The 18879-nt window shown below is 43.6% G+C and carries 28 protein-coding genes and 2 pseudogenes; 7 read left to right on the plus strand and 23 right to left on the minus strand.

The genetic code is table 11. From position 1 onward, the window contains the following. Window positions 1-19: 19 nt before the first annotated feature. From ACJHYO_RS21920 to ACJHYO_RS21950, 7 genes are all read right to left on the minus strand, one after another. Complete coding sequence (locus ACJHYO_RS21920; protein WP_001153665.1) at window positions 20-418, minus strand: hypothetical protein; 399 nt, start codon at window positions 416-418, stop codon at window positions 20-22. A 118-nt stretch (window positions 419-536) separates the two neighbouring features. Further along, window positions 537-974 (minus strand): type IV pilus biogenesis protein PilM, encoded by a 438-nt coding sequence (gene pilM / locus ACJHYO_RS21925; RefSeq protein WP_000539665.1) that lies wholly within the window; start codon window positions 972-974, stop codon window positions 537-539. Between the two features lie 5 nt (window positions 975-979). Then, on the minus strand, window positions 980-2215 hold the full coding sequence (locus ACJHYO_RS21930) for a TcpQ domain-containing protein (protein ID WP_015059538.1): 1236 nt from the start codon (window positions 2213-2215) through the stop codon (window positions 980-982). Window positions 2216-2217: 2 nt separating this feature from the next. Next, window positions 2218-2517: a TrbM/KikA/MpfK family conjugal transfer protein gene (locus ACJHYO_RS21935; protein WP_000835764.1), complete on the minus strand. Its 300-nt coding sequence runs from the start codon at window positions 2515-2517 to the stop codon at window positions 2218-2220. Window positions 2518-2584: 67 nt separating this feature from the next. Further along, on the minus strand, window positions 2585-2866 hold the full coding sequence (locus ACJHYO_RS21940) for a type II toxin-antitoxin system RelE family toxin (RefSeq protein ID WP_000638823.1): 282 nt from the start codon (window positions 2864-2866) through the stop codon (window positions 2585-2587). Next, entirely contained in the window at window positions 2856-3107 is a 252-nt protein-coding gene (locus ACJHYO_RS21945; RefSeq protein WP_000121741.1) for a type II toxin-antitoxin system Phd/YefM family antitoxin, read from the minus strand. Before ACJHYO_RS21945 ends, ACJHYO_RS21940 begins: the two co-directional genes overlap by 11 nt. A 99-nt stretch (window positions 3108-3206) precedes the next feature. Further along, window positions 3207-3842, minus strand: a complete 636-nt coding sequence (locus ACJHYO_RS21950; RefSeq protein WP_104773486.1) for a hypothetical protein — start codon at window positions 3840-3842, stop codon at window positions 3207-3209. A gap of 47 nt (window positions 3843-3889) precedes the next feature. Here ACJHYO_RS21950 and ACJHYO_RS21955 point away from each other — a divergent pair, with 47 nt between their 5' ends. Beyond that, window positions 3890-4699 carry a DUF5710 domain-containing protein gene (locus ACJHYO_RS21955; protein WP_024237698.1) on the plus strand — a complete coding sequence of 270 codons (810 nt, stop codon included), beginning with the start codon at window positions 3890-3892 and terminating at the stop codon, window positions 4697-4699. A 222-nt stretch (window positions 4700-4921) separates the two neighbouring features. On the opposite strand, the gene ACJHYO_RS21960 is transcribed toward ACJHYO_RS21955, so the two are convergent. The 13 genes from ACJHYO_RS21960 to ACJHYO_RS22020 all read right to left on the minus strand — a co-directional run bounded on the left by ACJHYO_RS21960 (window position 4922) and on the right by ACJHYO_RS22020 (window position 10888). Beyond that, a complete protein-coding gene (locus ACJHYO_RS21960) occupies window positions 4922-5146 on the minus strand; it encodes an EexN family lipoprotein (RefSeq protein WP_000713562.1) in 225 nt (74 codons plus the stop codon). An 8-nt stretch (window positions 5147-5154) separates the two neighbouring features. Then, window positions 5155-5799 carry a type IV secretion system protein gene (locus ACJHYO_RS21965; RefSeq protein WP_001310442.1) on the minus strand — a complete coding sequence of 215 codons (645 nt, stop codon included), beginning with the start codon at window positions 5797-5799 and terminating at the stop codon, window positions 5155-5157. Window positions 5800-5804: 5 nt separating this feature from the next. Further along, a complete protein-coding gene (locus tag ACJHYO_RS21970; protein WP_001028540.1) occupies window positions 5805-6800 on the minus strand; it encodes a type IV secretion system protein in 996 nt (331 codons plus the stop codon). 3 nt (window positions 6801-6803) lie between these two features. Further along, a complete protein-coding gene (locus ACJHYO_RS21975; protein WP_000739144.1) occupies window positions 6804-7061 on the minus strand; it encodes a hypothetical protein in 258 nt (85 codons plus the stop codon). After that, entirely contained in the window at window positions 7058-7360 is a 303-nt protein-coding gene (locus tag ACJHYO_RS21980; protein ID WP_001360345.1) for a hypothetical protein, read from the minus strand. The genes ACJHYO_RS21975 and ACJHYO_RS21980 overlap by 4 nt, the downstream gene beginning before the upstream one ends. Next, window positions 7341-7598 carry a hypothetical protein gene (locus ACJHYO_RS21985; RefSeq protein ID WP_001542015.1) on the minus strand — a complete coding sequence of 86 codons (258 nt, stop codon included), beginning with the start codon at window positions 7596-7598 and terminating at the stop codon, window positions 7341-7343. Before ACJHYO_RS21985 ends, ACJHYO_RS21980 begins: the two co-directional genes overlap by 20 nt. Before the next feature lie 32 nt (window positions 7599-7630). Next, complete coding sequence (locus ACJHYO_RS21990) at window positions 7631-8077, minus strand: hypothetical protein (protein WP_001243165.1); 447 nt, start codon at window positions 8075-8077, stop codon at window positions 7631-7633. A gap of 10 nt (window positions 8078-8087) precedes the next feature. Further along, on the minus strand, window positions 8088-8258 hold the full coding sequence (locus ACJHYO_RS21995; protein WP_000550720.1) for a hypothetical protein: 171 nt from the start codon (window positions 8256-8258) through the stop codon (window positions 8088-8090). A gap of 3 nt (window positions 8259-8261) precedes the next feature. Further along, the gene (locus tag ACJHYO_RS22000) at window positions 8262-8705 is read right to left on the minus strand and encodes an NfeD family protein (protein WP_000964330.1); all 444 of its coding nucleotides are present in this window, start codon (window positions 8703-8705) and stop codon (window positions 8262-8264) included. A gap of 373 nt (window positions 8706-9078) precedes the next feature. Beyond that, on the minus strand, window positions 9079-10056 hold the full coding sequence (locus tag ACJHYO_RS22005; RefSeq protein WP_000564239.1) for an SPFH domain-containing protein: 978 nt from the start codon (window positions 10054-10056) through the stop codon (window positions 9079-9081). Window positions 10057-10058: 2 nt separating this feature from the next. Next, window positions 10059-10235, minus strand: coding sequence for a hypothetical protein (locus ACJHYO_RS22010; protein WP_000753050.1), 177 nt, complete (start codon window positions 10233-10235; stop codon window positions 10059-10061). Next, window positions 10228-10443 (minus strand): DUF1187 family protein, encoded by a 216-nt coding sequence (locus tag ACJHYO_RS22015; RefSeq protein WP_001127357.1) that lies wholly within the window; start codon window positions 10441-10443, stop codon window positions 10228-10230. Before ACJHYO_RS22015 ends, ACJHYO_RS22010 begins: the two co-directional genes overlap by 8 nt. Continuing rightward, on the minus strand, window positions 10436-10888 hold the full coding sequence (locus ACJHYO_RS22020; protein WP_000101552.1) for a CaiF/GrlA family transcriptional regulator: 453 nt from the start codon (window positions 10886-10888) through the stop codon (window positions 10436-10438). The genes ACJHYO_RS22015 and ACJHYO_RS22020 overlap by 8 nt, the downstream gene beginning before the upstream one ends. A 1131-nt stretch (window positions 10889-12019) precedes the next feature. On the opposite strand from ACJHYO_RS22020, the gene repA reads away from it, so the two are divergent. Both repA and ACJHYO_RS22030 read left to right on the plus strand, forming a co-directional pair. Further along, window positions 12020-13048: a plasmid replication initiator RepA gene (gene repA / locus ACJHYO_RS22025; protein WP_001175212.1), complete on the plus strand. Its 1029-nt coding sequence runs from the start codon at window positions 12020-12022 to the stop codon at window positions 13046-13048. Between the two features lie 700 nt (window positions 13049-13748). Then, a pseudogene (locus ACJHYO_RS22030) lies at window positions 13749-13939 on the plus strand (hypothetical protein). A 114-nt stretch (window positions 13940-14053) separates the two neighbouring features. On the opposite strand, the gene tnpA reads toward ACJHYO_RS22030, so the two are convergent. Continuing rightward, window positions 14054-14458 carry an IS200/IS605 family transposase gene (gene tnpA, locus ACJHYO_RS22035; protein WP_001175008.1) on the minus strand — a complete coding sequence of 135 codons (405 nt, stop codon included), beginning with the start codon at window positions 14456-14458 and terminating at the stop codon, window positions 14054-14056. 58 nt (window positions 14459-14516) lie between these two features. Here tnpA and ACJHYO_RS22040 point away from each other — a divergent pair, with 58 nt between their 5' ends. The 4 genes and pseudogenes from ACJHYO_RS22040 (at window position 14517) to ACJHYO_RS22055 (ending at window position 17372) form a co-directional block, all read left to right on the plus strand. Continuing rightward, on the plus strand, window positions 14517-15743 hold the full coding sequence (locus tag ACJHYO_RS22040; protein ID WP_001672025.1) for an RNA-guided endonuclease InsQ/TnpB family protein: 1227 nt from the start codon (window positions 14517-14519) through the stop codon (window positions 15741-15743). Between the two features lie 663 nt (window positions 15744-16406). Next, window positions 16407-16559 (plus strand): annotated as a pseudogene (locus ACJHYO_RS22045) (DUF5431 family protein); the annotation flags it as partial. After that, the gene (locus ACJHYO_RS22050) at window positions 16504-16626 is read left to right on the plus strand and encodes a type I toxin-antitoxin system Hok family toxin (protein ID WP_223170659.1); all 123 of its coding nucleotides are present in this window, start codon (window positions 16504-16506) and stop codon (window positions 16624-16626) included. The pseudogene ACJHYO_RS22045 and the gene ACJHYO_RS22050, both read left to right, overlap by 56 nt. A gap of 149 nt (window positions 16627-16775) precedes the next feature. After that, a complete protein-coding gene (locus ACJHYO_RS22055; RefSeq protein ID WP_000125165.1) occupies window positions 16776-17372 on the plus strand; it encodes a ProQ/FINO family protein in 597 nt (198 codons plus the stop codon). Between the two features lie 17 nt (window positions 17373-17389). Here the strand turns inward: ACJHYO_RS22055 and ACJHYO_RS22060 are convergent, their stop codons facing one another. Together ACJHYO_RS22060 and ACJHYO_RS22065 are read right to left on the minus strand one after the other, a co-directional pair. After that, window positions 17390-17674 carry a hypothetical protein gene (locus tag ACJHYO_RS22060; RefSeq protein WP_001162371.1) on the minus strand — a complete coding sequence of 95 codons (285 nt, stop codon included), beginning with the start codon at window positions 17672-17674 and terminating at the stop codon, window positions 17390-17392. 73 nt (window positions 17675-17747) lie between these two features. Next, a complete protein-coding gene (locus tag ACJHYO_RS22065; protein WP_000532148.1) occupies window positions 17748-18413 on the minus strand; it encodes a division plane positioning ATPase MipZ in 666 nt (221 codons plus the stop codon). Between the last annotated feature and the right edge of the window lie 466 nt (window positions 18414-18879).

Genomic DNA, 18879 nt, shown 5'->3' on the forward strand with positions numbered 1-18879 from the left:
AGGGATTTATCTCCTGATATTAAATTCGTGAAGAACGTTTTTTCCTGCGGGGGCGACGAACGATACTGTCCAGCTCATTAGCGCCGGAAAGAAGTTCTTTCAGCGAGACAATTTTTTCCCTGACAGGTATAAGGGATTTTGCCCCCGGACATTGTTCAAAGTCTGATTTGTACAGGTCGTATAAAACAAGCGTATGTTTTACATCCTGTGACAGATAATTATGTTTATTCTGGATGTTACCTTGTTCGATATTTTTGATAACATCTGCTGAACGATGAATTAAATCTGTATAGATTCGGGTGTTTTTAAGGGGATTTATTTTTATATATTCAGAAGCAAGCTGAATAAGATTGCATCGTAAGATAAGGACTTCACGAGTGGCAATATCAAGCTCGCTGAGATCATCATTATCCTGCATGGGTATCTCCGGTAAAGATTTTCTGGACTGAAGTCCGCGCCGTAGCGATATATCCGGCCCACATAATGATGTGTCGGATATGCAGACTCCAGTTCAGAATCCCCTTGTCAGGGGATATTTAGTTAATGAGTACAATAGCCTCTTCTGGAATGGAGGAAGGAACGGGAACGCCCATATCATTCCCCTGATTATCGACAATCTTCTTATTTTTTACTCTTCCTAACATTGCTGAATGTTTTGTTTGCTGCTGCAAAGCAGACATCAGACCTTCTGTATCGGCAGACCAGATATAAACTCGCTTACCGTAAATAATATGATGAATATCATAAACGGGTGTTATACCGATTTGCTCAGATGTTAACGTTCCTCCTGAATTACGTTTGTCTGGATATTTATAAAGATAGTCATTGATAACATTTGCGAAATGGACAAATTCAATTGCTTCCTGTTTTGCAGGAAGCAACTTCATTCGCTGTATGGTTTGGTTATTGTTATCTGTCAGATAGTAACTGCCTATTGACAGGAATATCAGGAGCAAGCTGAAGAACCAACCCATAGCGATTACTCCTGTTGTGTGTCTTTAATTGTGATTACGCATTGTGAAATATTCCTGAATGCGTATAACGGTTTATCTGCTGAAAGATAAAGCATCAGCGTATCTTTTAATGCAGATTCAAAGTTTCCCCGGAAAATAAGAGGAGCATCTATTCTGTAGTTCACAGGAGTATCCCATACAAGATTCCAGGTTGAATTACCACACGGTGAACTTGACGCCCATTCGGTGAGGCCATCCCGCAGCGTCGAACCTTTTTTAAGATTCCAGGTGAGTTTTTCTGTCTGTTTTTGCGGAACGGTGACAGGCGTTAGCGGTTTTTGAGGTAACTTGTCAGAGGAAACTGGTGTCCTGACAGGAGATGCAGGGGTTTTGTCAGGAGATACAGGTGCTTTTTGTGATGTTTTCCCTTTCTGTTGTTGAAAATCAATCAGAAGATGTCTTTTTTCGGTGTTCTTAATTACCGTCAGACCGTAGTTGCGAAGCATTTTATCCAGGACATAAGGCCATTGATCGTTGCCCTGCCAGGATATCGTGCGACGGAAAGTTTTCGTTACCTCCGGGGATATTTCAGCCGTCCAGTCCGATGGGACAATTTCTTTTAATGCTTTTTGCAGCGAGCCTTTACCATCATGGCGAACAAAGTAAATTTGCTTTTCAGGTGTTGATGGGCCTGTAAGCGTGGTGGCCGGAACAGCGTTGTTAGCGTTTTTTTTCAGAAAACCGCTTTTTGACATTAGCGGTGGTTGTTCAGGACGCGGTTTTGTCTGCTGATCAGTCTTTTGTGCCGTTTGTGCCTGATGGTTGTTGCTACTGATTGGCTTTGCGGGAGAGAGTGCTGGTTGTTCAGAATGCTGTTTAGTTGCTCCTTTGGCTGCTGTTTTTATCTCACCAGATGAAGTTATGCTGTTTGTTGTCGGCTTCAGAAAACTATTATTGCTGCCCTGGTTTTTTGGCGCTGTCGCTGATTGCTCAGAACGTGGTTTTACGGTTTCTGCAATACGAGGCGCGGGAGTTACGTTTATGGCTTCCTTTTTGAGATAATTATCATTGCTGTATTGAACAGTGCTGTTTGGCTGTGACACGGGCTGCTGAAGGGCCACCCCGTTATAGTATGTGTCTGCTCTTACCTGCTCAATTGTGGTATTCAGTTCATACCAACCTCCTTTTGCCTGTGCGGGTTCAGGGGCATGGGAACACGCATTCAGCAATAATGTGGTGGGAATAATAATGAGCTTTTTCATGGTTAACCCCAGGAACGTCCGAACTTACTCATGATTTTTGAGATCGCCGCAGGGTCTGCGGTCGTGCATTGATTAAGAAACGCTTTTCGGGCATCAAAGGTTTTGCTCCAGCGAATAGATCCCTTTTTCTTTTTGATGATATTAAAGAAGTCCTTTTCGGCGCTTTTGCATTCGCTCCCGCCGCCGCTACCGATAGCTTTACCGTACAGACAAAGAACGGAAGCACACGGATCAGACGCATATACGGGGGCAGTGAGTGCGATAGCACTTGCGGCAACCATCGATAAAATGATGGATTTCATGGTGTTCCTCCATATTTCAGGCAAAAGAAAACCCGCACGAGGCGGGTTACTTGACAGGTTTAAAATATCAGCGGGTATCTGCCATGTGATAGACGTCGCTGCCTTCTCTTTTTCCCACAGAAATCACAAGCAAAACGACCTTCTCATCAATTACCTGATAAACGAGCCTGTAACCGGATGCGCGAAGCTTAATTTTGTAACGGTCAGTATGACCATGTAGCTTGGCTGCGGGGACGCGTGGATTTATCAGGCGTTCTGACAGTTTCTTTTTGAATTGCTCACGAACAGTGTGACCGAGTTTTTGCCATTCCTTCAGTGCTCTGTGGTCAAATGCCAGTTCATAAATCATCCAGGTTAACCCTTACAATGTCTGGATTTTTCATTCTTTCATCAGCAATTGCGTTGAGTTCAGCGTCTTCAGCGAGTTCCCGGTAGTAGGCATAAAGTTCTGGTGGGACACAGTAGAACGCTGGTTCATTTCGGTTCAGGATTGCGACGGCATCCCCTTCTCCTTCGGCTACAGTTCCCATAGGATTTTTTTTCAGGTCAGTAATACTGGCTGCTGTCGTAGTCAGAATTTGGTAGCTCATAAGTCCTCCATTTGTATCATGGAGATTGTAGCACCTTAAAAAGACTTTTAAAGGTGCTTTTGATTGTGGGGAACGACAAAAATGATCCGGGGTTGGGAATCAACGCACGTGTGGCGTAATGATGACAATCCGGTTCTCACTTTGGCTATCAGCATTAACTCCAGTAAAACCACTCACGATAAGGGGCTGGTCCGGTTTGAGTAAAATATTCTGCTTGACAGTCAGTTTCCGTATCGGGTCAGTGGTTGTGAGTAGCAGGTGGAAATTTCCACGCTCAATCTCCGGTGCTATCCGCATTGTGAAGCCAGCAGTCCGATCTTTTTCAGCCAGTGTAGTGTCACCGGATATTGCCTGACGGGGGATCAGTTCCGTGGCAGGTTCCCAGCTTCCGGCAGATGTTGTTTGTGATTCAACGCACGGGGTACTCTGCATTATTTTGCGGATTGTTTCGGAGGATATCGCCTGACCGTCATCAAAGAATGCACTACGGAAAATCACGTTCTGATTTTTGGCAAACAAGCCTGGATGCCGCTCGCTCAGACTTTCGTATATATTCATACCATTCAAACAAACAGGAGAACTGTCCGGCAGGTCTGTTCGCACGGTATCAATTTTCAACGTTATCTGATGGTCATGTTTGGTTAACGGTGACTCAGGTACTGGTTGTGTTTTGCTATCCGCGCAGCCTGACAGTAATGCGGTGGCGGCAACCATCGATAAAATGATGGATTTCATGGTGTTCCTCCATATTTCAGGCAAAAGAAAACCCGCACGAGGCGGGTATGAATGAGCCATTAAAGGCGGAATTGCACTCTTTGTTTAGTTTTGATATCTATCCTGGTGCATCATCAGAACAGAATACTGGAGTTAAGTTGGCTATGGCGCGGTTTTATTTAAATGTTCCGTTTGAAGAAAAGGATTTGGCTAAACAAAAAGGGGCGCAATGGGACCAAGAACAACGGAAATGGTTTGTTCCACAGGGGAAAAATCCAATTTATTTTATTCGGTGGATAAAAGAATTAAATGAACATGATTACAATGTTTTTTCGCAACGTTTTTATATTGCGGAAAGTCACCAGTCTTGTTGGCGCTGTAAGAAAACAACTCCTGTGTTTGGTATTTTTTTACCTCGTTGGTATAAGTATAGAGACGTTATTTGGGGAGTTGATCCTGCCGAATGGGAAGATTGTATATTAGATGAATGGTATGAAACATCCTCCCCTAAGGGTATGGAGTATTTTGATTCAAAGAAAAATATGATTTATCGGTGGTTAACCAGTAGAGTATGGTGGACTGATTTAACGAAAATTGAAATAATTTCAACCTCTGCTCTCTCAAGGATTAATGAGTATTCAAAATTATATTATCCATCCCATAGCAAAACAGCAAAAATGAAGTATTACGCGAATCATTGTTGTCATTGTAACGCAATGCAAGGTGATTTTATGATGTTTAATGAGCCAGGGGGCGTGTTCTTCCCTGTAACATATGAACAGGCGGAGAAAATAAGATTCCATGAAGTCAATGAAACAATATTTGCCAAAGCAAGTTATAGTTTAATACCCGAAGCCGGAGGTTTCATAGATCTTTAAGCAAGATAAGACCCGCACGAGGCGGGTATTCTTTTAAATAGAATCACCTTGCTATAGGGAAGGTGATTCTATTGTAAACGTTCCATTAGATCCCGCACTGTCTTCTTGTACTCTTCTTTTTGTGCGTTGTTCTAATGCAGCACGAACATTAGAACTATTTATCAACTGGTCACTGCGTACAGCCAAAAAAAGCCCGCTTTGCGAGCTGTTTTTAATGAAGGATTATTGCATCATATTTTTAAATGCTTTACCCGATTGCTCTTTTTGAATGGCTTCACGCGCATTTTCGCAGTTTTGACCAGACATATCCCCTTTGCTGCATTTTTCGACAACATCTTGGGCTTGTTCAAGATGTTCAGTGTAGTAACTGACATCATAAACTTTGTCTTCACAAGCAGCTAAAAGGAAGCATGACAAGATAGTTAAAGTGCTTATGAATTTTTTCATTCGAACACCTATTGCATCATTAATTTAAACTTTTCTCGACTAACAGCCTCTTGTCTTGCATTTTCAGACGCGATTAGCTGTCTCTCTGCAATATCATATTGCTTCAATTGTAGCTCCATTGTCAATTTTTCTGTATTCAATTGGTTAGATAAGTCAGCTTTTTTTTGCGGAGTATCTGCTGACGCGAACTCCTTCTGTAACGTGGTTAATCTCTTAGCCCTTTCCTGCATTTCATTGTTGAAATTTTCATAGAATTTGATCTTAGCCAGGATTGCATCATATTTTTGTTGCGTCTCTGCAATGTTGCTTGATAAGTCATATTGCGATCGCAAAGAGCTAAGATCTGATTTTGCACTATTTGTTATTGTTGATAGAGAATCCTTCATATAGCTGGATGCGCTATCAAAGCCATTGCTGAAATCAGTGAAGCCTTCGAGTCTTTTCTTCTGTTCTTCAGCGTATCTTATGGTCTGTTCATATTGTTGCTTGAGTTGCTCAAGCTGTCTTGCCGCTTCAGCGGCACGATTTAGCCCTTCTTCAACTGTTTTAGCTATCGCTGTAACGTCTACTACTGGAATACCAGATGCAAAGATTGATGGTGATGTTACGGTAATTATTCCAGCAAAGAGAAATGATAATACTTTATCTTTCATGTTAATCACCCCGCTTTAAGTTTACTTCCACGGTTTAATCCCTGAACTAATGCTGATGCAGAACGACTTCCTGCATTAAAGAATGGATTTGGCATTTTGCTGGCAAATCCATTGGTGAAAGATCGGAGTCCTGATGCTCGCATAAAACCAGATGCAACCTTACCTCCAAAGCCATTAGCGGCTGATGTAAGGCCATTTATACCTACCCCACCTGTTAATGTAGAACAGAGTGTGCCAACTTGTTCTATAAGGAATATGGAAATAATAGTAATAAGGAAAAAGTAAACTACAATAGATAGTTTTATATCTCCATTAACAGGGACAACTGATTCAACGAAACTAATTAAGAAACTAAATGATATGCTATAGAATAAATTTAACAGTATATAGTTGAGACAACTGCCGACCCATGCAGTAAACATATTTCTGGTCGATGAAAATAGAGCGAAACAAATGAATAAAATGCCAGCGGAAAGAAGAATTCCAACCATGAAAGTTGATAGTGTCAAGAAAACAGTAGTGTAATAGATGAGAAGCATTCCGCCGATATAGCCAATCCCCCATACTAGATAAACCCCCATTTTCTCAGCAATTTGGAACTTTCCATAAATACTCATACTTGTATCAAGGAAGTTGTTTAAATTCGTAGATAGAGCGTTCCACAAATTATCAACACTGGTTGCAGTTCCTGAACCTCCAGTAACAGCAGCAGAAAGGTCGGAGCCAGCGTGCATTACAAAAGGAATAACAAACTGGCTGTAATAAGGCGCTGAATAAGTGAATGCACCAACCAGGGCGAATGCACCGATATTCTTCGTCACCTCGTTCATAAGGATGTCACGTTGGGCATACGTGATTTCATATATTAGATAAATAACGTATAAGGCTATAGCCGCAAAAAATGTAGGAGATATTGCCTGTGCGACCTTAGCGGCGTTCGTCGCCGCTGTGGATTCAACAATGGTTGTTACTTTCTCAAGAAATTCTGAAACAATGTTCATAGCTTAGTCCTTCTGGCAGATGAAGAGTTCACCAGAGGCACTAATATTTGGCTTCAGCTTAATTACCAGGTCTGTGCCGAAAAAAATTGCTTCTCCAATTTTTTGGAAATTTAATGTGGATTCTTCTTTATTGTAACTATAAACGTTGTGGGTCGCTGTCGATGTTTTGGTTTTACGTGGTGTAAACGCTTTTTTAATGATGTAATCGAGAGCGTGGCTGTTATGAGATGGTAAAGTGATTAAATCGTCGTTTTTTTTCATAATGTAGTTCTGATTTTTGAGGTTGAAGATAATTGTCGGTCAATGCTTTTGATTTTTTTTCGTATCTCAATTGGATTCGCCTCAGATAAGTTAGCAATGGATAAAGCCAGTTCGATTTGTAAAATTTTCCTTGTTTCGATGAGATTGATTTTTACTTGTGGTATATCACGGAAGACACCACAGCCGGTAATTGCTTTTGAAACGACACGTTCTGTATTCGCTATGCTTTTCTTTACTGTTCGAGGGGGGACATAACGTGCACGGCGAAGTTTTCTCAGATTAGCTTTTGCTTGAGTCATATTTGTATGCCATGAATAAATAAATGCTTTCTTCAAAGCCTGAATAAGCATAAACCAGTAATATGGTGGCTAAAGGCAAAGAAAAGGTGAAATGAATAACGGCATTCAGAACTGAACCGGTTAATGTATATAAGACAAACGGTGCTGAAAGTATGAAAGCACCCAGCAGGAAAGAAAAAACATTGCACGCCATTTTTAATAAAAATATTTTTATTAGGTGATGTTTTTTTCTGTACATTTCATCGTATCCTTCAGGGGGCTGTCACCTTCTCACGTTGTTGCTTCCATCGCGAGAGCTTCAACAAGTTCATTGATACAAGTCCGTTCTGCCGGAACTTCCCGACCTGTAACCGGGTCGAAAACGATATGCTCATTTTCAACGTAACGCAGGCGATCGTAGATTTTTTGACGAGCTTTTATCTTAATCACGTCCAGCTCTGCATGTTTTAACTTTTCTCGTCTATCGCCGATGAAAAATATTATCCATATGACAGCCATGATAATTGCCGTACAGGGGAGCATGTAGCTTAATACTTTTACAGCCACAGCAAATGTATCTTTGGCCCTTCCTGCTGCTGATTCAAGGATAAAAAAAGCTACAGTTATTATTATGACTGTGTATGTCTCGTATTTATTTACACCTCTAATACCAAATTTGCGTAATGTGGCTTTAGTTACAATCTCTGAAAGAGAAACACCTTCATTTGCGTTTCGCATTGAATTTTCCTCATACTATTCCTGTGACACTTAACACCATCAATAAAATATGTAATGCAGTAATGTTTTTTAGCGTTTTTTTGTAGGCTTCAATAAAATCCTTATCCAGAAGTCTGATAATAAAAATACATAGTGCATTCATCGCTGCTCCTGTAAGCGGAATTAACAACGAAAGATGCATGATTTATTCCTTGTTTTCACTCTTGTCTTCGATGGTCATTACTTTAAGAGTTATTCCTTGCATGTCTGTAACAATAACTCTTGTTCCCGCAGGGTAGTTTTCATTGTGTAACGTCTCAACAGGCCAGAATGTATCACCAATGAGTAATTGCCCCTTGCCGTTAACAATATCGTCACTGAGCGTAAATTCTTTTCCTTTAAAACGTGAATGCCCTGTGTTCACCAGGAGAGTGTCTAATTTCTTATGTTTTTTGTCATAGAAGAACTTAATTATCGACGCCAGTATGCTGATTGACGCAAAGAAGCATATATTGGCTTCTTGTGATATCGGAAGAAAAAAGCCCATAATGGCGCTTGATAATGCACCAAGACTGATTAAGAGTAACCATCCCGTTCCGGTTATAATTTCAAGTGCAATACACAGAAGAAACAGTGTAAACCATAACATGGCTAATCTCCATGATAAAAGGCGGAGAGTGAATAAAGATAATAAAGGTGGTAACAAACGGCTAATACATTAAACAACAGACATAAACCGAAGAATATGCCATTCAAACTCCATATAAGCAGAGGCATCGTTGCTATCATGAGCGTCGAAGATCCCCAGTCTAGCCATCTTGGAAATATGGAGTCGATAATATGCTGTAGTCTTTCTCTTTCATTATTATCTCTTGTAATAGAAAGGAGAAAAAACCATGTTGACATGGGAATTATATACAAAATGATAATGATGCATGTATAAGTTTTCATTTTAATGGCTCACTCAGGAGTTAAGATAAGGACGGTGATTAAAATAATATTGTCACCGTCCGCTATCTTTTTTAAGACAAATATTGTTGAGCCTGTTTCATATCAACTTTGGGAGTATCCTGTGATACGTTTTTTAGCAGTTCACTGATACCTGCAACCGAACTCACCAGGCTACTTGAATCAAGCGGCATCATAACCAGTTTACTGTTTGATGCTGTGCCAATTGCCTGGAGTGCTTCAGTGTATTTCTGCGCAATAAAGTAATTAACAGACTGAACATCACCTTCAGCGATTGCATCCGACACCAGTTTTGTTGCGCGAGCTTCCGCTTCTGCCTGACGTTCGCGTGCTTCAGACTGAAGAAATGCTGATTGCCTTTCCCCTTCTGCTTTCAGTATTTGAGACTGTTTTTCCCCTTCTGCCTTCAGAATTTCTGACTGGCGTATACCTTCCGCTTCAAGAATCCGGGCACGCTTAGTTCGTTCCGCTTTCATTTGCGCGTTCATCGCTTCAGTCAGTTCTTTTGGTGGTTTAACATCCCGAATTTCAATACGTGTGACCTTAATTCCCCACGGGTCAGTCGCATAATCGACAACCGTTAACAGTTTAGAATTGATGCTGTCACGTTGAGAAAGCATATCGTCGAGATTCATTCCACCAACGACAGTTCGGATATTGGTCATAACAAGATTTGAAATAGCTGATGCAAGATTATCGACTTCATAAGCTGCCTTCGCTGCATCAATGACCTGGACAAAACAAACAGCATCGATAGTTACGTTTGCATTGTCTTTCGAAATAACTTCCTGTTTAGGAATATCCAGGACGGTTTCCATCATGTTGATCCGTTGACCTATGCGGTCCATAAACGGGATCAGGAAGTGAAGACCGGGGGAAAGCGTATGGGTATATTTACCAAAGCGTTCCACTGTCCAGGCATTACCTTGTGGCACGATTTTGACGGCAGATTTAACGAATATCAGCGCAACTAAAATTAATAAGAGTAACGGAATAGATGTAACTATTGGCGTAATTATAGCGTCAATCATGATTAATCCTCTCCCCATTCATCACAATATGCTTCAACCGGAGTTTTTCCTGCTTCATAATCACCGCGCCATGCTTCCGCATCGGCGGCATTTCCACCGCGTAACTCTGCGTAATCCATTAATAGCTCGTGCCATTCTTCAAATGTTACGGTTTGTTTAGTGGAACCAAAATCAGCCATATGTATTTCCTGCATTTTGTGGAGGTATCTCTTTGCAAATGAAATCTGAAATATGAACATCAACAGAAAAACACTTTCCTGCTTCTTTTTCTTTTGAGAAGTTTTTTCTGCATTCTTCAGCGGTCATAGGGAAGTCGCTGTAATGAGTCCATTTCACGGGGCCACCACCTGGTTTTTTGATGGTTGCGTTTATTTGGTACTTAGGCATTCAAAAATACCTCCACTCGATCACCTGTCTTTCTTGAACACATCCAGCGGCGCAGTTCTGTAAAACTATCCTGGATCTCACAACGGGTACTTTTCATTGTGACAGTTGGTATATTGTCGTAGCTGGCATATGCAATCTCTTTTTTGGGTGTGCGCAATATGCCTTTGTCAATATCAAGAATCCTGAACGCGCTAATTCTTCTTTTGTGCTCGTTAAATAGTGTTCGTTTAGTTGCTGTTATCTGCTTCTGTGCTTCCTGGTAAATGTAGGTAAGCACATCATAAGATTGTTGCTGTGTAATAAGGAAATTACGGCTAACATCCGTTGTTGTGAGCGTTTTATTATTTCTTAATCCCCAATAAGCCACGATGATATAGAGTGGATATCCTTTCAAATCTGCCACACATTCAGGAATGACAGGATTAATTTTTAACTTACGCGCCATATTTTCTCCCGGTTGTTTGTCTGAAATAGAAACATCCCCGGAATACAGCGTCATAAGCTAATTATGAAAAGTTGCAGCCACTCACTACAGGCTCTTTATCTGATTGTTCATCATCATGCATAGCTAAACCCCCTTACCTGGAGTGGAGACTGGCAAATCTGGTGTACTTCTGCGTTGCAGCCTGTACGACTTGCTCAGGGAGAGAGTGAGTGAGATTAACTCAACGCGAGTTCACCAAATAAGGGGGTTTAAGTATGCAGAATGATATTTGCGGATAAAGAGTCGTTACCTGTGTAGATGGCGCGGCACGTCACTCTGTTACGTAGCCCGTTGCTGACAGATGCCAGCGGTGCTTGAAATGCACGAATAATAACCTCCTTATGCCAGGGCTTTAGGCAATGACCGCTGTCCGGGGTTGTTAAAGAGCATGAGATGACAAGCGTTCTAACGGGCGTCAAAGAGTGCTCATTTTCCAGGCAATGAGCACAAAAAACGCGATGAACGCGCTTTTTACAATCATCTGGATAGTATTGTGTGTGCGACATTTAAAACCTGTCAATGCCAGAAGAGCGATCTAATGATCTGTATAATATCTAAAAAACAGAATAATATTCTGTTTGTTAAATGGTGTACGATCTAAAAATCTAGATAATACTGTTTGCGTGGTTTATTCGATCGTGTGAGTGGGTGTATGTAGTCAAAAAAACTTTTTTGAATATACAAAATTCTGAATTTCTGATTTTGTAAGGTTTTGTATGGGGAACGTCAGTAAAGAAGGGGCTTCACTAGCTGTTCTGAAAACGATTTTGAAGCTGTCAGAGATGTGTGTTGAATCAAAAAGGAAACGAGCCAGGCTTGAACATCGTTGATCGATTGCGCCCATGCTGCTAAATTTGCAGGCAAGTTTTCCGCGATTTGTAAATGCAGAAAACGAGGTGCTGAAATTTTGTTCGAGAACGTAAATTTCAGATAAAGAAAACCCCCGTAATCTCGTCTTTTCCAGGGAGCGCAGATTAGCGGGGGCTGACATCAAGGCAGAGCCTTGAGCTTATTTATTTCAGGTATGCTTGTTACCTGAGATGGAGTTTAATTCCATGAGAAGGAAATATCAACTCTTACAGTGCAAGCTAAGTGCAGCTTGCTGTGATTAGCAAACGTCACTGGTCTGAACTATCACCGGAAGAGCAGGTCCGTTTCTGGCAGGACTACGAAGCGGGTATTGAAAGCTCATTCCTGGTCCTCCAGGAAAACAAAGGCGGAACAACAAAACGTCGCCGGGGTGAACATTCCACTAAGCCAAAGTGTGAGAATCCAGCCTGGTTCCGTCCCGACAACTATAAGGCGCTGGGCGGACAGTTGGGCCACGCTTACAATCGTCTCGTTAAAAAAGACCCGGTCACTGGTCAGAACACACTCAGAATGCACATGTCGTTGCATCCATTTTATGTACTGAAACGTCAGAGTGTCGGTCGCAAATATAAATTCCGACCGGAAAAACAGCGGCTGCTTGACGCAATATGGGTTGTACTTGTGAGTTTTTGTGATCGTGGATTGCACACTGTCGGCATGTCTGTCTCCCGCCTGGCAGAAGAAATAAGCCCAAAAGACAGTAAGGGAGACGTGATTCCTGAAACCGCAGTCACAGTATCGCGCCTTTCCCGTCTGCTGGCAGAGCAGGTTTCCTTTGGCACGTTGGGAACGTCAGAAAAGACGATATGGGACCGTGAATCCCGCCAGCGACTGCCGAAATACGTCTGGATCACCGAAACTGGCTGGAAAATGCTGGGAGTTGATCTGGTGAAACTTCAGGAACAGCAACGTAAACGCCTTGCAGAAAGTGAAATCCGTCTGCAATTGATTAAAGAAGGCGTTATCCGCGAGGGCGAAGAAATCTCTGTTCACTCGGCTCGTAAACGCTGGTATGCGCAGCGTTCTCTCGATGCCATCAAGTCCCGACGTAAGAAAGCAGCGGAGCGCAAACGTGCTAATCGCCTGGCAAAACTGCCGTATGATGAACAGCGAAACGAAATTGCGCGGTTTATTCTGAAGCGTATGCCGCCGGACGAAGCGTACTGGTGCACTAAAGAAAGATTAGAGCAACTGGTAGCCAGAGATCTACGTCAGCTTGAACTGGCTCTGACAGCTTCGCCACCCCACTAGTTTAGCTGCCTGATACAATCGGCACTCTCTTCAGCCCCTTCGGGGCTTTTCGTGTTGCCTGCATTTCATGAAATTCCTCATATTTGACGACCGTTTTTCATTTTGTCCCGCTCTGACAGTTTTTTGATGGCCGCAATAGGGTATCGGAGTAAAAACGCCTTCGGTTATCCACAAAAACCCGCAAAGGAATAGCTTCAGAAAGCAGCAAACATAGAACATCAAACCCGCAATATATTCTTAACCCCTGTTCTTTAATCCCCTGCGTTGCTTCGCCGCAGGGAAAATATTTATCTTTGAAACAACTGTGGATAATTACAAAAATGCCTTCGCTTGCAGCGGCTAACGCCGCGCCGCTCAGAATATAAAAGTACCTCCCACCGCTTCGCGGCGGGCATATGGACTTCTGCCTAATGAAAAACAAAGCCCCTCCAACCCTCTTACAAAAAAACGCTGCAAATACTCAGCCACAGCGCCCAACCCATCACTGAAAAGCGCCGCCGCCCCCGCCCGAAGGGCGGGAACAACATCGCTTTCAATAATGGATGTTGTAACTAAGAAATCACATGGCTGTCAGTCTTCTGGCTGGAAGTACCAAGTACACGCTCGTAAGCGGTCCTGGCGGCCCGCTAACGCGGAGATACGCCCCGACTGCGGGTAAACCCTTGTCGGGACCACTCCGACCGCGCACAAAAGCTATTTCATGGCTGAAAGCGGGTATGGCTTAGCAGGATGGGGATAGGTAAGGTGAAACCTATCAATCAGTACCGGCTTACGCCGGGCTTCGGCGGTTTTACTCCAGTATCATATGTAACAACGGAGTGCCGCCTTCCATGCCGCTGGCGCGGCATCAAAAAAGAAAGCCCCCCAATGACGGGGGAAATAGCGTTTTGATCAAAATAATAATGCTAGTGTGCTTCTTGCGTGCCATCTTAACTTCCAAAGGGTACTCCCGCCGACATAAGGCGGGAGGGGAATTTGGACGGGCTTGAAAAGCCCGAAAGGTGATCAGCCACGCTGATGTTGAATGTATTGCTTCACAACTTCCAGCGGCGCACCTCCGCAGGAGCCAGCAAAGTATGACCTCGACCAGAGCACGGCTTTTCCGTATGCCCCCCGCAAATCAAGAAATTCATTTCGCAGACGGCGGGATGTCACTGCTTTCAGTGAGTTAACCAGTACCGAAAGTTGCACTGTTGGTGGGTATTCGATCAGCATGTGGACATGATCGACGTCTCCGTTACTTTCTTTAAGTTCTGCCCCAAAATCACGGCAGACTTCTGCTGCATACTGATGGAATGCTGCACAGTGTAACTCTCCCAGTATCTTTCGACGGTATTTTGTTACAAAGACAAGATGAACATGCAAAAGGAAGGCAGCATGTCTTGAACGATTGATTTTATATTTTTGCATTGAGGTTGGCCGTAAAAGCAGTAATATTGTAAGCAAATCTACTACACACTGAATGATGATGCTAATCCTGAAAGCCTACAAATTCAGACTGGAACCAACGCATGAGCAGTCGCAGCGTTTGCGGCAGTTATGTGGTTGCGCCCGTTTTGTCTGGAATTTAGGTCTTGCGGAGACAAAGCGCATACTTGGCTCAGGCGAAAAGCTACCTTCGGCTTTCGAGTTGAACCGGATGATTACGGTGTGGAAAAAAATGCCGGAATACATCTTCTTACAGGATGCTTATACCGACAATCTGCAACAAAAGCTGAAAGACCTGCATACCGCATGGAAACGTTGTTTTGATAAAAAGCTCGCAGCTAAGGCTCCGGTATGGAAACGAAAAAATGAGGGCAGAGACTCAATCCGTTTTGTGAACTTTGAGAAATATTGCTGCCTTGAAAATCGCAGAGTGAAGCTACCGTCAGGTCTTGGGTGGGTAAAATTCCGGCAATCTCAACGTGTGAACGGTAAAATCAAAAATGCGACAATCAGTCAGTTAGCGGGACAGTGGTATATCTCGTTTCAGGTTGAAATTGAAACGGCAGAACCAAATCACACAAGCACAACGATAGTCGGGCTGGATGCTGGCGTGGCTAAACTTGCCACGCTGTCAGATGGCACAGTCTTTGAGCCTGTAAACAGTTTTCAGAAAAACCAGAAGAAGCTGGCGAGACTCCAGCGTCAGTTAAGCCGCAAGGTCAAATTCAGCAACAACTGGCAGAAGCAGAAACGCAAAATACAGCAACTGCATTCCCGTATTGCAAATATCCGCAGGGACTACCTTCACAAAGTCACAACGACCGTCAGCAAAAACCACGCAATGATAGTCATTGAGGATTTGAAGGTCAGCAACATGTCAAAGTCAGCAGCGGGTACGGTCAGCCAGCCGGGGCGCAATGTCCGGGCAAAATCAGGTTTAAACCGTTCGATACTGGATCAGGGCTGGTATGAAATGCGCCGCCAGCTTGAGTACAAGCAGCTCTGGCGTGGCGGTCAGGTGCTTGCTGTTCCGCCAGCGTACACTAGCCAGCGTTGCGCGTGCTGTGGTCATACTGCGAAAGAAAATCGCCTGTCACAAAGTAAATTTGTGTGTCAGGTATGTGGATATACAGCGAACGCCGATGTAAACGGCGCTCGTAACATTTTAGCGGCGGGGCACGCCGTGCTTGCCTGTGGAGGGATGGTGCAGTCAGGCCGCCCGTTGAAGCAGGAACCAGAGGCTGAGCAATCAGCCGTCACCCACTAATGGGAATCCCCCTCCTGAGTCACGAAGTGCGAAGGTGGGGGAGGATGTCAATCCAGGCACAAACTAAATTTAACGTTTCGTTAACTACAAAGAAATCCGATGAGTTAATCACTTGCGAAATAAAAATCATATAGTAAATTACTATATGATTTTGCGTTGTTTCGGAGAATTAAAAAATGCCTTTGATTGAATACATCAACAAGTTCTATCGGGGGAATCAGGCATCGTTCGCCAGGCTGACCGGAGTTCAACCTGCGCAGGTAACACAGTGGATCAACAAAGGATTCATCGTGGTGAATCACACACTGTATAGTCCACGCCGAAAGCTGGGAATTTAATTCCTGGTCAATATTTGACATCCTCCACGCCCTGAAGGACGGGGATATAAGGCGCACTGTATCCTGTTGTCTGGCAGAAAAAAGAAAGCCCCGTAGTTAATTTTTCATTAACCCACGAGGCGATCCCAATGCTTCAACAACACCAGGATAGACTTTTACCGCCCTTTACGCAATACCATGTATTTTCAAGTTTCTGGTCGATATATAATGTTGTTGGCGCTTGAGGCTTTCTGCCTCATGGCGAAAAGGTGGTTTGTATCTTGTTGTGCGGCAGAAAGAAGAAAGCCCCGTAGTTAATTTTTCATTAACCCACGAGGCGATCCCAATGCTTGAACAACATCAGGATAGCCTCTTACCGCGCGTTACGCAAGGAGAAGAAGGCCATGAAACTACCGGGAAACGCCCTTATCTGGTGCGTATTAATCGTGTGCTGCACGTTGTTAATATTCACACTCCTGACCCGGAATCGCCTGTGCGAAATCCGGCTGAAGGACGGATACAGGGAGGTTACGGCAAGCATGGCTTACGAATCCGGCGGTAAGTAGCAACCCGGAGGCGGGCGAAAGCCCGCCTTTTTGGGGATGATGTGGTTCTGGCATTAAGCGCCTTTACAAAGGGGGTATTCTGTACGGATACCCCCTTTTTCCATGTATTTTCAGGATATTAACTGGTGAATATGGTATAATTAGTCAATATGACAGCAATTATTGAGGCGAGTATGCAGCCCAAAAAAACACCCGTGATTGTGGTCAAAAAACGCCGCGTTCTGGTCATGCCAGAAAATCCTGTGGTGAATGAAAAGCCGCAGGAAGTACAAAAATCAGCAGTTAATGAAAACAAGAAAGTACAGAAGAAAGATGCTGTAGCAGAGAAAACACGTAAAAAGCAGCCTCAGCCCTGGTATTTGAAAAAACAAATCACTTTTCCCCCAAAATATCCGAAAGAATATTTTGAAAAGTGTTTCAATAAAGTTCGTGCTGTTTTTCCTGAACTATGGACAGACGAAAAAAAGAACTTGCCCCTGAAAAGCGGGATTCTCCAGGACGTTGAGAAATACCTGGCGGATAACCCGGATGTGGATCTGACGATTGAAGAGTGGAATTGTGCGGTTCAGGTGATGACGTTCCGGTGGCAATATCTTCAGAATTGTACTGTACCAGGCGCAACACGTTACGACCTTTACGGGAAACCTGCTGGTACAGTAAAAAAAGCACACGCAACTTATGCGCAACTGGTTCTCGATGCCCGTAAGAAAGCCAGCGAGAAGAAACAATTAAAACGTAAGGGATAAAGCCCCGAAGGGCTTTATCATTTCAGCCTGGCTGACTGTAGAATCCAGTGATTTTTTCCGTTTTCGTCCAGGCCGTGTTCGTAAGCTGCAAGAGCCGCTTTCATTATTGCTGTTTTTGTCTGGCCTGTTCGCAGTGCTTCCCGTTCCAGAATATCTTCGTAAACGTCCCCAAGCCGGACATTGGTCACTTTAGTTGCTCCCGATTTTTTGCGGGTAGCTTCATTGATGAATCGGGCTGTGTCTGCATTGGTTTGTTCTGTTTTTTGTCCTGGTATTACCGGAGTTTTCAAGTCAAGAGCCATTATATCACCTTTCGTGTGTTACATTAGCTTTACTGTGTAAAGCTAATGATGTAAAGCGATCGTATTACATCCATTAGGGATTGATGCCTAACTCTTGCGCCAAAAGCTCTATTTGTGCTTTAGCTGTAGAAAGGCTGGATGCGCGACGTACATCATGAACGCCAGCGCCTTCATTACAGGCCGCTTCAAAAATATCTAAATCTGAAATACGTGTACGAAGTGGCTGTATCCACACCGGGTTCTCCCGGAGTAACTTGTCGAGATCAATCGCTGCTTTTCTGTGGCGTGGTTTTGTCGTGTTAATTCTCGTGAAAAGTACCCAGGGTTGCAGGTCTGGATTGATCTGTTGAGCTGTGCGAACTTTTTCTGTTACATGAGTCAGCGTTTCTGCTTCGAAATCTGAAGACGGCTTAACGAGAGTAAGCAGAATGTCAGCTACAGTTAAGGCGCTGCGAAATTCCTTGCTGTCATGCCCTGGACAGTCAATGATCAGCACTTCACATATTTTTTTCAGGCGCTTAATGACTTCTGATACATCGCCATACTCTTCATAAACAGGAACCGGTAATAAGCCATTCTGCTTTCTTTTTTCATTCCAGCTAAGAATATCATTGTTTTTATCGGTCTTCAGAATGATGACCGTTCGTGAATTATTTACCAGATAAGAAGCCAGGTTTGTTGCTGTGGTGCTTTTTCCTACACCGCCTTTATCTGATGCGACAAGTAATGCTCTCCCCATAGAAACCTCGGATATACAGTGTAAAGGTTTATTCGTCTTTACATTGTATTCATTATACCTACGTTGTAAAGATGTTTGTGTCTTTACGTTGTAATTGTTTTTGTGCTTTACATTGTGTGTATGTTACAGGGTAACTTTTCAGGATGCGATTTTGCCTGGTGTGTTGTTGCGCCCGTAGCTCGCTGACGCTCACACGCGCAGTACAGCGCCCCGCCCTGCTGCAATGCACCAGGACGGCGTAAACTCGCTGGCGCTCGCGCTAACTGCGGCATTCTGCGGCGCAAATCAGCATGATCATGGCCTGTCAGTCCGTTGGGCTTTGCAGGGTGAAGGGATGGCCCTGTGCATCCTGGTATGTTCGTCAGCGGCTGCGCCGCGCTTCGGGGCGATGTGGCCCCGCTGCTCCCTGGTATTTCCTTTCGCCCCTTCTATCCGCTGACGCGGATTAAGAAATGAGCAAATCATC

The sequence above is a fragment of the Escherichia sp. WS1118 genome (assembly GCF_046487695.1).
Taxonomy (GTDB): domain Bacteria; phylum Pseudomonadota; class Gammaproteobacteria; order Enterobacterales; family Enterobacteriaceae; genus Escherichia; species Escherichia coli.

Coding starts and splice junctions, on each gene's coding strand:
- ACJHYO_RS21960 (WP_000713562.1), bottom strand. CDS start 5,146: ATGAAAAAATTCATAAGCACTTTAACTATCTTGTCATGCTTCCTTTTA.
- ACJHYO_RS22040 (WP_001672025.1), top strand. CDS start 14,517: ATGCTAATCCTGAAAGCCTACAAATTCAGACTGGAACCAACGCATGAG.
- ACJHYO_RS21980 (WP_001360345.1), bottom strand. CDS start 7,360: ATGACTCAAGCAAAAGCTAATCTGAGAAAACTTCGCCGTGCACGTTAT.
- ACJHYO_RS22005 (WP_000564239.1), bottom strand. CDS start 10,056: ATGATTGACGCTATAATTACGCCAATAGTTACATCTATTCCGTTACTC.
- ACJHYO_RS21955 (WP_024237698.1), top strand. CDS start 3,890: ATGAATGAGCCATTAAAGGCGGAATTGCACTCTTTGTTTAGTTTTGAT.
- ACJHYO_RS22010 (WP_000753050.1), bottom strand. CDS start 10,235: ATGGCTGATTTTGGTTCCACTAAACAAACCGTAACATTTGAAGAATGG.
- ACJHYO_RS22060 (WP_001162371.1), bottom strand. CDS start 17,674: ATGGCTCTTGACTTGAAAACTCCGGTAATACCAGGACAAAAAACAGAA.
- ACJHYO_RS21950 (WP_104773486.1), bottom strand. CDS start 3,842: ATGAAATCCATCATTTTATCGATGGTTGCCGCCACCGCATTACTGTCA.
- ACJHYO_RS21945 (WP_000121741.1), bottom strand. CDS start 3,107: ATGAGCTACCAAATTCTGACTACGACAGCAGCCAGTATTACTGACCTG.
- ACJHYO_RS22065 (WP_000532148.1), bottom strand. CDS start 18,413: ATGGGGAGAGCATTACTTGTCGCATCAGATAAAGGCGGTGTAGGAAAA.
- ACJHYO_RS21940 (WP_000638823.1), bottom strand. CDS start 2,866: ATGATTTATGAACTGGCATTTGACCACAGAGCACTGAAGGAATGGCAA.
- tnpA (WP_001175008.1), bottom strand. CDS start 14,458: ATGCAAAAATATAAAATCAATCGTTCAAGACATGCTGCCTTCCTTTTG.
- ACJHYO_RS22055 (WP_000125165.1), top strand. CDS start 16,776: ATGACAGCAATTATTGAGGCGAGTATGCAGCCCAAAAAAACACCCGTG.
- ACJHYO_RS21995 (WP_000550720.1), bottom strand. CDS start 8,258: ATGCATCTTTCGTTGTTAATTCCGCTTACAGGAGCAGCGATGAATGCA.
- ACJHYO_RS22015 (WP_001127357.1), bottom strand. CDS start 10,443: ATGCCTAAGTACCAAATAAACGCAACCATCAAAAAACCAGGTGGTGGC.
- ACJHYO_RS22000 (WP_000964330.1), bottom strand. CDS start 8,705: ATGTTATGGTTTACACTGTTTCTTCTGTGTATTGCACTTGAAATTATA.
- ACJHYO_RS21935 (WP_000835764.1), bottom strand. CDS start 2,517: ATGAAATCCATCATTTTATCGATGGTTGCCGCAAGTGCTATCGCACTC.
- ACJHYO_RS22020 (WP_000101552.1), bottom strand. CDS start 10,888: ATGGCGCGTAAGTTAAAAATTAATCCTGTCATTCCTGAATGTGTGGCA.
- ACJHYO_RS21975 (WP_000739144.1), bottom strand. CDS start 7,061: ATGAAAAAAAACGACGATTTAATCACTTTACCATCTCATAACAGCCAC.
- ACJHYO_RS21970 (WP_001028540.1), bottom strand. CDS start 6,800: ATGAACATTGTTTCAGAATTTCTTGAGAAAGTAACAACCATTGTTGAA.
- ACJHYO_RS21990 (WP_001243165.1), bottom strand. CDS start 8,077: ATGCGAAACGCAAATGAAGGTGTTTCTCTTTCAGAGATTGTAACTAAA.
- pilM (WP_000539665.1), bottom strand. CDS start 974: ATGGGTTGGTTCTTCAGCTTGCTCCTGATATTCCTGTCAATAGGCAGT.
- ACJHYO_RS21965 (WP_001310442.1), bottom strand. CDS start 5,799: ATGAAAGATAAAGTATTATCATTTCTCTTTGCTGGAATAATTACCGTA.
- ACJHYO_RS21930 (WP_015059538.1), bottom strand. CDS start 2,215: ATGAAAAAGCTCATTATTATTCCCACCACATTATTGCTGAATGCGTGT.
- ACJHYO_RS21920 (WP_001153665.1), bottom strand. CDS start 418: ATGCAGGATAATGATGATCTCAGCGAGCTTGATATTGCCACTCGTGAA.
- ACJHYO_RS21985 (WP_001542015.1), bottom strand. CDS start 7,598: ATGTACAGAAAAAAACATCACCTAATAAAAATATTTTTATTAAAAATG.